Source organism: Modestobacter muralis (genome assembly GCF_010682105.1).
In the GTDB taxonomy this organism is placed as follows: domain Bacteria; phylum Actinomycetota; class Actinomycetes; order Mycobacteriales; family Geodermatophilaceae; genus Modestobacter; species Modestobacter muralis.
Map to the genome: position 1 here is coordinate 95,708 of NZ_JAAGWH010000052.1, position 10,682 is coordinate 106,389.

The window sequence follows — 10,682 nt, forward strand, 5'->3', positions numbered from 1 at the left end:
CTGATCAGCGCGGACGCGGCGGGTCGGGTGGCGGTACACGCCACCCGGCCCGCCGTTTTCCGTGTGTACCGTCTGCGCGTCGGACGACGTCCGGCCGGCTCGCGGCCGGAGGACGTCCTGTCCCCGTTCGCCGTGCCCGCCCCTGGTCCCGCGAACACCCCGGCACCCTGGAGAACCTGTTGAACGAGTCGGCACCGCTGGCGGTCGAGCTGCGCGGCATCACCAAGCGCTTCCCCGGTGTGGTGGCCAACAAGGACATCGAGCTGCGGGTGGCCCGCGGCGAGGTGCACGCCATCGTCGGGGAGAACGGCGCCGGCAAGTCGACGCTGATGAAGACCCTCTACGGCATGCACCGCCCCGACGAGGGCGAGATCCTCATCGACGGCCGCGCGGTGACCTTCCGCAGCCCGGCCGACGCCATCGCCGCCGGGATCGGCATGGTCCACCAGCACTTCATGCTGGCCGACAACTTCACCGTGCTGGAGAACGTCGTGCTCGGCAGCGAGCCGACCCGGGGCGTGCGGCTGGACCGGGCCGAGGGCCGCCGCCGCATCCGCGACATCTCCGACCGGTACTCCCTCGGGCTGGACCCCGACACCCTGGTCGAGGACCTCGGCGTCGGCGACCGCCAGCGCGTGGAGATCGCCAAGGTCCTCTACCGCGGCGCCACCACGCTGATCCTCGACGAGCCGACCGCCGTCCTGGTCCCGCAGGAGGTCGACGAGCTGTTCGGCAACCTCGCCGAGCTCAAGCGCGAGGGCCTCACCGTCATCTTCATCTCGCACAAGCTGGACGAGGTCCGCAAGGTCGCCGACTCCATCACCGTCATCCGCCGCGGCACCACGGTGGGCACCGCCGACCCGGCGACGACGTCGGCCAAGCAGCTGGCCGAGCTGATGGTCGGCGCCGAGCTGCCCACGCCGCAGACCCGTACCTCCACCGTCCGCGACGTCCCCGTGCTCCAGCTGCGGGGCGTGACCGTCTCCGCCCCCGGCGGCCGGGCGCTGGTCGACGACGTCTCGCTCACCGTCCGGGAGGGCGAGGTCGTCGGCATCGCCGGCGTCGAGGGCAACGGCCAGGCCGAGCTCGTCGACGCGGTCATGGGACTGCGCCCGCTGGCCGCCGGCAGCATCGTGCTGGGCGCCGACGACATCGCCACCTGGTCGACCCGCCGCCGCCGCGAGCAGGGCCTGGGCTTCATCCCGGAGGACCGGCACCGTCAGGGCATGTTGCTGGACGCACCGCTGTGGGAGAACCGCATCCTGGGCCACCAGACCCGTCCGCCGGCGGTGAAGGGCGCGTTCATCGACCGCAAGGGCGCCCGCGCCGACACCGCCCGGATCATGCGCGAGTACGACGTCCGGGCCCCCGGCCCGGACACCGCGGCCGTGGCGCTGTCCGGTGGCAACCAGCAGAAGCTGATCGTCGGGCGGGAGATGAGCGCCTCACCGCGGCTGCTCATCGCCGCCCACCCGACCCGCGGCGTCGACGTCGGCGCCCAGTCGGTCATCTGGGAACTGCTCAAGGACGCCCGCGCTGAGGGGATGGGGATCGTGCTGGTCTCGGCGGACCTCGACGAGCTGATCGGCCTGTCGGACACGCTGCACGTCATGCTCCGCGGGGCGCTGGTCGCCACCCTGGACCCGGCCTCGCTGACGCCGGAGGAGCTCGGCTCGCACATGACCGGCGCCGGCTCGACGGCGGGTGCGGCGTGAACCTCCTGCGCAGGCTCGGCCTGGCGCTGTTCGCGCCGGTGCTGGCCATCGTCGTGGCCCTGCTCATCTCCGGGGTCGTCATCTCCCTGATCGGGCAGAACCCGTTCGACGCCGTCCGGGTCATGTTCGACTTCGGCGACACCCCGGGCCAGCAGACGCAGGGCATCGTGGTGGTCCTCAACCGGGCCGTGCCGCTGTTCCTCGCCGGCCTCGCGGTGTCGGTGGCCTTCCGGATGGGCCTGTTCAACATCGGGGTCGAGGGCCAGTACCGGCTCGCCACGATCATGGCCGCCGCGGTGGGCGCCGCCGTCGCGCTGCCCGGCCCGCTGCACGTGCTGCTGATCATCGTGGTCGCCATGGCCGTCGGGGCGATCTGGGCCGGCATCGTCGCGGTGCTGAAGGTGACCCGCGGCGTGAGCGAGGTGATCAGCTCGATCATGCTCAACTTCATCGCGCTGGGCATCGCCTCGTTCCTGCTCACCGGCCCGCTGCGGGGCAGCCCCGAGGGAGCGCAGATCATCACCACCACGCCGATCCCGGAGTCGGGCTGGTTCCCCGGCCTCAACGGGCTGCTGGGCGCCCTGGGCCTGGCCCAGCCGCGCACCCAGCTCTACGGCTTCCTCGTCGTCGCGGTCGTGGCCGGCATCGTGGTCTCGGTGCTGATCAAGCGCACCCGCTTCGGCTTCGACCTGCGGGCCAGCGGCCTGTCGCCCTCCGCGGCCACCGCCAGCGGCGTCGACGCCCGCGGCATGGTCATCAAGACGATGCTCATCTCCGGCGCCATCGCCGGGCTGATCGGCCTGCCGGACCTGCTGGGCGACCAGCACAGCTACGGCACCGAGTTCACCGCCGGGCTGGGCTTCCTGGGCATCGCCGTCGCGCTGCTGGGCCGCAACTCCCCTCTCGGGATCGCGTTCGGCGCGCTGCTGTTCGGCTTCCTCGACCGAGCGGCCATCCCGCTGCAGTTCGCCGACATCCCGGCCTCGGTGGTCACGATCATCCAGGGCACGATCGTGCTGTCGGTCGTCGTGGCCAACGAGGTGTCCCGCCGGCTCACCCGCCGCTCCGCCGAGCGCGGCAACGCCGTCGCCCCGCCGACCGCCGGCGACGGCAGCACCGGTGGCGGGCAGGGCCCCGACGGCGGCCCCCCGCCGGACGACGGCCCGGGCTCGGGCACCGGACCGGGGCTGCGCACCGCCACCGGCGCCGGCGGCCGCAGCGACCACCGTGAGGGAGCAGGGGCATGAGCACCACGATGAAGACGCCGGCGGCCGCCGGTCGCGGGACGCTGACCGACCGGGTGTTCGGCGGGTCCCGCTCGCGCAAGCTGGCCTACCTGCTGGTCGGCCTGGTCGTGCTGGTCTCCGCGGTGCGGGTGGTCTCCGGGGAGCAGGCGCTGACGTCGTCCTCGACGTTCTCCGCCGCGCTGCTGCTCGCCGTCCCGCTGGTGCTGGTCGCGCTGGGCGGGCTGTTCTCCGAGCGCGCGGGCGTGGTCAACATCGGCCTCGAGGGCATGATGGTGCTGGGCACCTGGGGCGCGGGCTACGCCGGCTACCAGTGGGGCTGGGGCGGCGCGCTGATCGGCGGGGCCGTGTTCGGGGCCGCCGGCGGGCTGCTGCACGCGATCGCCACGGTCACCTTCGGCGTGGACCACGTGGTCTCCGGCGTGGCGATCAACATCCTGGCCGACGGCGTCGTCCGCTTCCTGTCCGAGCTGGTCTACACCGACAACCCCGCCGGCGGTGGCGTCACGCAGTCGCCGTCGCTGTCGTCGTCGCCACCGAGCTTCTCGCTGCCGGTGCTGTCGTCGGGGCCGGACCTGCTGGGCGACCTGGAGAACGAGCACTGGTTCCTGCTGTCGGACCTGGCCGGGCTGCTGCGCGGGTTCACCAGCGGCGTCGGGGTGCTCACCGTGCTCGCCGTCCTGCTCGTGCCGCTGGTCTACCTGCTGCTGTGGCGCACGGCCTTCGGGCTGCGGCTGCGCTCGTGCGGGGAGAACCCGGCGGCGGCGGACTCCCTCGGCGTGCCGGTCTACCGGCTCAAGTACATCGCCGTGGTCATCTCCGGTGCGCTGGCCGGCCTGGGCGGTGTCTTCCTGGTCTTCATCGCCACGATCTACCGCGAGGGCCAGACCGGTGGCCGTGGGTTCATCGGCCTCGCCGCGCTGATCTTCGGCAACTGGCGGCCGGGCGGGCTGGCCGCGGGCGCGGGCCTGTTCGGCTTCTCCGACGCCCTGCAGCTGCGCAGCCGGACGGCCGTCGTCGCGCTGTTCCTGCTCATCGCCGTCCTGCTGCTGGGCGTGGCGATCTGGCAGGCCACCCGGGGCAAGCGCACCCAGGCCGTGGTGGCCGGGGTCTTCGCCGTCGCCGCGTTGGTCGGCTACCTGACCATCGACGAGCTGCCCGAGGGCCTGGTCTCCTTCACCCCGCACCTGATCACGCTGCTGGTGCTGTCGCTGGCCTCCCAGCGACTCCGCCCACCGAAGGCCGACGGACTGGTCTACCGACGAGGAGAGCACTAGTGGGAGCGGAACGGTTCGTGAGCATCGCAGCGAGCGCCAGCGAGCGAGGAGCGGAGCGAGCCGTGGGAGCGACCCCGTGACGCCGCCCGACATCGACTGGGACGCCCTGCGCGGTGCCGCCCGCGAGGCGATGGCGCACGCCTACGCCCCGTACTCGCAGTTCCCGGTCGGGGTGGCCGGCCTGGTCGACGACGGCCGGGTGGTCACCGGCTGCAACGTCGAGAACGCCTCGTACGGGCTGGGCCTGTGCGCCGAGTGCGGCATGGTCTCCGATCTCGCCCGCACCGGCGGCGGCCGGCTGGTGGCGGTGGCGTGCGTCGGCGGCGACGGGCAGCCGCTGATGCCCTGCGGCCGGTGCCGTCAGCTGCTGTGGGAGCACGGCGGCCGCGACATGCTGATCGAGACGGTGTCGCTGGGCATCGTGCCGATGAGCCAGGTGCTGCCCGACGCGTTCGGTCCCGAGGACCTCGTCGCGGCGGCCGAGCGGGGGCAGACCGCGTGACCGCCCCCTTCGACGCCATCGACGTCATCCGGGCCAAGCGGGACGGCGTGGGCCTGAGCGCCGAGCAGATCCGCTGGGTGATCGGCGCCTACACCGCGGGGCAGGTGCCCCACGAGCAGATGAGCGCGCTGCTGATGGCCGTCTTCTTCTGCGGCATGTCCCCCGACGAACTGGCCGTGTGGACGCAGTCGATGATCGACTCCGGCGTCCGCAAGGACCTCACCTCGCTGGGCCGCCCGACCGCCGACAAGCACTCCACCGGCGGGGTCGGCGACAAGATCACCCTCCCGCTCGCCCCGCTGGTCGCGGCCTGCGGGGTCGCGGTGCCGCAGCTGTCCGGCCGCGGGCTGGGCCACACCGGCGGCACGCTGGACAAGCTGGAGGCGGTCCCCGGTTGGCGGGCCGACGTGCACGAGGACGCCTACCTGGCCCAGTTGCGCGACGTGGGCGCGGTCATCTGCGCCGCTGGCAACGACCTCGCCCCGGCCGACAAGCTGCTCTACGCGCTGCGCGACGTCACCGGCACGGTCGAGTCGATCCCGCTCATCGCCAGCTCGATCATGAGCAAGAAGATCGCCGAGGGCGCCGACGCGCTGGTGCTGGACGTCAAGACCGGCTCCGGTGCCTTCATGCGCGACCCGGACGACGCCCGCACCCTGGCCCGCACGATGGTCGGGCTGGGCGAGGCGGCCGGGGTGCGCACCGTCGCCCTGGTCACCGCGATGGACCGCCCGCTGGGCCGCAGTGCCGGCAACGCCGTCGAGGTGGCCGAGTCGGTCGAGGTGCTCGCCGGTGGCGGCCCCGCCGACGTCGTCGAGCTCACCCTGGCGCTGGCCCGGGAGATGCTCGCCGGGGTCGGGCGCACCGACGTCGACCCCGCCGACGCCCTGGCCGACGGCCGCGCGATGGACGTGTGGCGCCGGATGATCAGCGCCCAGGGCGGCGACCCCGACGCCCCGCTGCCGCAGCCGGCCGAGCGGCACGTGGTCACCGCCCCGGCGACCGGCACGCTCACCCGGCTGGACGCCTACGCCCTGGGCGTGGCCGCCTGGCGGCTGGGCGCGGGCCGGGCGCGCAAGGAGGACCCGGTGTCGGCCGCGGCCGGCGTCGTGTGGACCGCGGGGGTGGGGGAGCAGGTCACCGCCGGGCAGCCCCTGCTGGAGCTGCAGACCGACGACCCGGCCCGCATCCCCCGTGCCCTGGAGGCGCTGGAGGGGGCGATCGGCGTCGACACCGACGACGTCCCGCTGCCCCTGGTCCTGGACCGCATCACCGCCTGACGAAGGACCCCCTCGCCCCCCAATCACTCGCAGGCTCGCGGCGGGACCCTGCGAGGGGGCCACAGGGGCGAGGAGGACACTGTCGCCCCGTGACCCGAACGCCCGCTGCGACCGTTCCCGGCGCGGTGCACCCGTCGACGCCGCTGGACCCGGACGCCGCCATCTCGGTGCGCGGCCTGGTCCGCCGCTACGGCGACCGCAACGCCGTGGACGGCGTGGACCTCGACATCCGGCGCGGGGAGATCTTCGCGCTGCTGGGCCCCAACGGCGCCGGCAAGACCACCATCGTGGAGATCCTGGAGGGTCACCGCCGGCGTGACGGGGGCGAGGTGCGGGTGCTCGGCGTCGACCCGGCCACCGGTGACCGGCGCTGGAAGTCCGACATCGGGATCGTGCTGCAGTCCGGCGCCGGGGACAGCCAGCTCAGCTGCATCGAGCTGCTGCGCGCGCAGGCCGCCTACTTCCCCGACCCGCGCGACCCCGCCGAGGTGCTCGACCTGGTCGGGCTGACCGAGAAGGCCGGCGCCCGGGGCCGCACGCTCTCCGGTGGCCAGCGCCGCCGGCTCGACGTCGCCCTCGGCATCGTGGGGCGGCCGCGGCTGCTGTTCCTGGACGAGCCGACCACCGGGTTCGACCCCGAGGCGCGCCGGCAGTTCTGGTCGCTGATCCGCTCCCTGCGCGAGCTCGGGACGACGATGCTGCTGACCACCCACTACCTGGACGAGGCCGAGGAGCTGGCCGACCGGGTCGGGGTCATCGCCCGCGGCCGGCTGGTCGAGGTCGCCGTCCCCGCCGAGCTGGGCGGGCGGGGGACCGCGCCGGCGGTCGTGCACTGGACCGAGGACGGCGCCCGGCGGTCGGCGGAGACTGCCACCCCGACTGCGTTCGTCGCCGCGCTGGCCGCCCGGTTCCCCGGCGAGGTGCCCGACCTGGCCGTGGCCCGCCCGACCCTCGAGGACGTCTACCTGCGCATGATCGGCGACCCGGCATGACCACCAGCACCGAGCACCGTCCGCTGCCGTCGCTGCTCAGCGTCTGCCGCACCCGGGCGGGGGTGGAGCTCAAGGAGTTCTTCCGGCAGCGCGAGTCCGTCGTCTTCACGCTGTTCTTCCCGGTCATCCTGCTGCTGGCCCTGGGCGCGATCCTGGACTACGACCTGGGCTCCGGGGTCGACTTCCCGCAGTACTTCATGGCCGGGATCATCGCCGTCGGCATCTTCGGCGCCAGCCTGCAGAACATGGCGATCCACATCGCCGGTGAGCGGTCCGACGGCACGCTGAAGAGCCTGTCCGGGACGCCGATGCCCAAGAGCGCCTACTTCATCGGCAAGGTCGTCCAGGTGCTCGCGGTCGCCGTCGCGACCATCGTGATCCTGCTGCTCATCGGCGTCTTCGTGTACGGCATCGAGCTGCCCACCGGCAGGGACTGGCTGACCTTCGCCTGGGTCGCGGCGCTGGGGGCCGCGGCCTGCACGCTGCTGGGCATCACCGTCTCCACGCTGGCCCGCAACAGCCGTTCGGCCTCGGCGACGGTCACCCCGATCGCGCTGGTGCTGGAGTTCATCTCCGGGGTGTTCCTGCCCTTCGACCAGGTGCCCACCTGGCTGCAGACGATCGCCTCGCTGTTCCCGCTCAAGTGGATGGCGCAGGGCCTGCGCTCGGTCTTCCTGCCCGACGAGCTCGCCCTGCGCGAGCCGGCCGGGTCCTTCGAGCTGGGCCGGGTCGCGCTCGTGCTGGGCCTGTGGTGCGTCGTGGGCCTGGTGCTGTGCGTGCGCACGTTCCGCTGGCAGGAGCGCGGCGACACCTGACCGCCCGTGGTCGGCCCCTCGCGCGGCGGTCAGTACGGTTCCGGCATGGCACTCCCGCTCACCGCCGAGACCCTCGCCCGCGCGCCCAAGGTGCTGCTGCACGACCACCTGGACGGCGGGCTGCGCCCGCAGACGGTCATCGAGCTGGCCGACGAGGCCGGCTACCGTGACCTGCCGGCCGACGAGCCGGAGGCGCTGGGGCGCTGGTTCCGGGAGTCCGCCGACTCCGGGTCGCTGGAGCGCTACCTGGAGACGTTCGCGCACACCGTCGCGGTGATGCAACGGCCCGAGGCCGTGCAGCGGGTGGCGCGGGAGTGCGCGCTCGACCTCGCCGCTGACGGGGTCGTCTACGCCGAGGTGCGGATGGCCCCCGAGCTGCTGACCACCGGCGGGATGTCGCTGGACGAGGTCGTGGAGGCCATGCTCGACGGCTACGCGCAGGGCAGCCGGGAGGCCGCCGAGGCCGGGCACCCGATCGTCGTCGGCACGCTGCTGTGCGCCATGCGCCAGGCCGACCGCTGGGTCGAGGTCGCCGAGCAGGTCGTGGAGCGCCGCGGCGAGGGCGTGGTCGGTTTCGACCTGGCCGGACCCGAGGACGGGTTCCCGCCGGACCGGATCCCCGAGGCGATCGCCGTCCTGGACCGGGCCGACGCGCACCGCACGATCCACGCCGGGGAGGCCGCCGGCATCGACTCGATCGTCGCCGCCCTGGACGGCGCCCGGGCCGAGCGGCTGGGTCACGGCGTCCGGATCGCCGACCAGGTGCCCGTCGACGGCCCGCTGGGCCCGGTGGCCGAGCGTGTGCGCGACGAGCAGGTCACCCTCGAGGTCGCGCCGTCGTCGAACGTGCAGACCGGCGCGTACCCCTCGCTGGCCGAGCACCCGGTCGACCGGCTGCACCGGGCGGGCTTCGCCGTCACGCTGAACACCGACAACCGGCTGATGAGCGGGGTGTCGGCGACCAGCGAGCTCACCGACGTGGCGCGCACCTTCGGCTGGGGCTGGGACGAGGTGCAGACCGTGGCCGAGCGGGCGCTGCGCGCCGGGTTCGCCGACGACGCGGTGCGGGCCCGGATCGCCACCGAGGTGCTCCGGCCCCGCTTCGACGCGCTGCGCGCCTGAGGGAGGACCCCGTCCGCCCGCTCGCGGCGGGCCCCTCACGAGGGAGCCTGATCACACGGGAATCATCTGGGGCCCCGCACTGCTAGCCTGGGTGTGCCGGCGCGTGCCGGTCATCCTCCCGGGCGGTCCTGTCCGGGCACAGCGCATCCGTGCAGATCAACGCGTCGACGACGACGGCCGCGATCACCAGTGTGGACGCCGGGTCACCCGGCGGTCAGCATCACCACGGGACGCGCACCGATCCGTATCGGAGTCCCCGCTTGTCCTCGTTCGACTCTGTCGACACCCAGAACACCCCCCAGAACGACTCGACCGCCCCCGAGGCCGTCGTGGAGACCCAGGTCTCCGAGATCGAGGCCCCTGAGGCCGAGGTCGCCCCCGAGCCCACCGGCCCGACCTTCGCCCAGCTGGGCCTGCCTCAGCCGCTGGTCACCGCGCTGGAGCGCAAGGGCATCCGCCACCCGTTCGCCATCCAGACCTCCGCCCTGCCGGACGCCCTCGCCGGGCGCGACGTGCTGGGCAAGGCCGCCACCGGCTCGGGCAAGACGCTGGCCTTCGGCCTGCCGCTGCTCGCCCGCCTCGGCGCCGAGCCGGGTCAGGGTCGCCGCGCACCGCGCGGGCTGATCCTGGTCCCGACCCGCGAGCTGGCCCAGCAGGTGCACGACAACCTGGCCCCCCTCGGTCAGTCGATGGGCGTGCAGCTCGCGGCCGTCTACGGCGGCGCCTCGATGTACCGCCAAATCCAGCAGCTCCGCCGCGGCGTCGACGTCCTCATCGCCACCCCGGGCCGGCTGCAGGACCTGATCAACCAGGGTGAGACCACCCTGGCCGAGGTCGTCGTCTCCGTCATCGACGAGGCCGACTTCATGTCCGACCTCGGCTTCCTGCCGGTGGTCAAGGAGCTCCTCGACCAGACCCGCCCCGACGGCCAGCGCCTGCTCTTCTCGGCGACGCTGGACGGCGAGGTCGACACCCTGGTCCGCCGCTACCTGAAGGACCCGGCGCGCCACGAGGTCGCCAAGGCCGAGGACTCCGGTCCCCAGGCCGAGCACCTGGCCTACAGCGTGTCCTTCCCGGACAAGCTGAAGATCGCCGAGGCGATGGCTGCCCGTCCGGGCCGGATCATCATCTTCGTGCGCACCCAGCACGGCGCGGACCGGCTCGCGGAGAACCTGCAGCACGCCGGCATCAACGCCGAGCCCATCCACGGTGGACTGCCGCAGGCAGCCCGTCGTCGGGCGCTGGAGGCCTTCACCGACGCCCGCAGCCCGGTGCTCGTTGCCACCGACGTCGCCGCCCGCGGCATCCACGTGGACGACGTGTCGCTGGTCCTGCACTACGACCCGCCGGCAGACCACAAGACCTACCTGCACCGCTCCGGCCGCACCGCGCGCGCCGGTGCCGCGGGTGTCGTCGTCTCGCTGCTGCTGCCCGACCAGGTGGGACAGGCCAAGCGCCGGTTCCGCCAGGCCAAGCTCGACCCGCCCGTGTCCCGGATCCGTCCGGGCGACGCGCCGATCACCGAGCTGGTGGCCGGCGGCACGTTCGTCGAGCCGATCGTCCGTCCGGCGCGCTCCTCGAGCCGTCCGGCCGGTGCCTCCGGTGGGCGTCGTCCCTCCGGTGACCGTCCGGGTGGGTACCGCTCCGGTGGTGCCCCCCGTCGTCCCGCCGGCGACCGCGATCGCTCGTACGGAGACCGCCCCTCGGGCGAGCGCTCCTACGGCGACCGGGATCG

Annotated in this window: 9 protein-coding genes; all 9 read left to right on the forward strand. The window is 73.7% G+C overall.

Going from position 1 to position 10,682, the window contains the following annotated elements; genetic code table 11:
• The first annotated feature begins 179 nt into the window (after positions 1-179).
• Positions 180-1,715, forward strand: a complete 1,536-nt coding sequence (locus tag GCU67_RS17800) for an ABC transporter ATP-binding protein (protein WP_163612687.1) — start codon at positions 180-182, stop codon at positions 1,713-1,715.
• A complete protein-coding gene (locus GCU67_RS17805; RefSeq protein WP_163612688.1) occupies positions 1,712-2,962 on the forward strand; it encodes an ABC transporter permease subunit in 1,251 nt (416 codons plus the stop codon). The genes GCU67_RS17800 and GCU67_RS17805 overlap by 4 nt, the downstream gene beginning before the upstream one ends.
• On the forward strand, positions 2,959-4,236 hold the full coding sequence (locus GCU67_RS17810) for an ABC transporter permease (RefSeq protein ID WP_163612689.1): 1,278 nt from the start codon (positions 2,959-2,961) through the stop codon (positions 4,234-4,236). The genes GCU67_RS17805 and GCU67_RS17810 overlap by 4 nt, the downstream gene beginning before the upstream one ends.
• A gap of 76 nt (positions 4,237-4,312) precedes the next feature.
• The gene (locus tag GCU67_RS17815) at positions 4,313-4,738 is read left to right on the forward strand and encodes a cytidine deaminase (RefSeq protein ID WP_163612690.1); all 426 of its coding nucleotides are present in this window, start codon (positions 4,313-4,315) and stop codon (positions 4,736-4,738) included.
• The gene (locus GCU67_RS17820; protein WP_163612691.1) at positions 4,735-6,018 is read left to right on the forward strand and encodes a thymidine phosphorylase; all 1,284 of its coding nucleotides are present in this window, start codon (positions 4,735-4,737) and stop codon (positions 6,016-6,018) included. The genes GCU67_RS17815 and GCU67_RS17820 overlap by 4 nt, the downstream gene beginning before the upstream one ends.
• Before the next feature lie 89 nt (positions 6,019-6,107).
• Positions 6,108-7,010 carry an ABC transporter ATP-binding protein gene (locus GCU67_RS17825; RefSeq protein ID WP_338105122.1) on the forward strand — a complete coding sequence of 301 codons (903 nt, stop codon included), beginning with the start codon at positions 6,108-6,110 and terminating at the stop codon, positions 7,008-7,010.
• On the forward strand, positions 7,007-7,825 hold the full coding sequence (locus GCU67_RS17830) for an ABC transporter permease (protein WP_163612692.1): 819 nt from the start codon (positions 7,007-7,009) through the stop codon (positions 7,823-7,825). The genes GCU67_RS17825 and GCU67_RS17830 overlap by 4 nt, the downstream gene beginning before the upstream one ends.
• A gap of 45 nt (positions 7,826-7,870) precedes the next feature.
• Complete coding sequence (locus GCU67_RS17835) at positions 7,871-8,947, forward strand: adenosine deaminase (protein WP_163612693.1); 1,077 nt, start codon at positions 7,871-7,873, stop codon at positions 8,945-8,947.
• Positions 8,948-9,207: 260 nt separating this feature from the next.
• On the forward strand, positions 9,208-10,682 hold a 1,475-nt coding region (locus tag GCU67_RS17840; protein ID WP_246215297.1), incomplete at its 3' end, for a DEAD/DEAH box helicase.

Excerpts from the sequence above, each read along its gene's own strand:
- GCU67_RS17810 (WP_163612689.1), top strand. The coding sequence starts at position 2,959 with ATGAGCACCACGATGAAGACGCCGGCGGCCGCCGGTCGCGGGACGCTG.
- GCU67_RS17835 (WP_163612693.1), top strand. The coding sequence starts at position 7,871 with ATGGCACTCCCGCTCACCGCCGAGACCCTCGCCCGCGCGCCCAAGGTG.
- GCU67_RS17830 (WP_163612692.1), top strand. The coding sequence starts at position 7,007 with ATGACCACCAGCACCGAGCACCGTCCGCTGCCGTCGCTGCTCAGCGTC.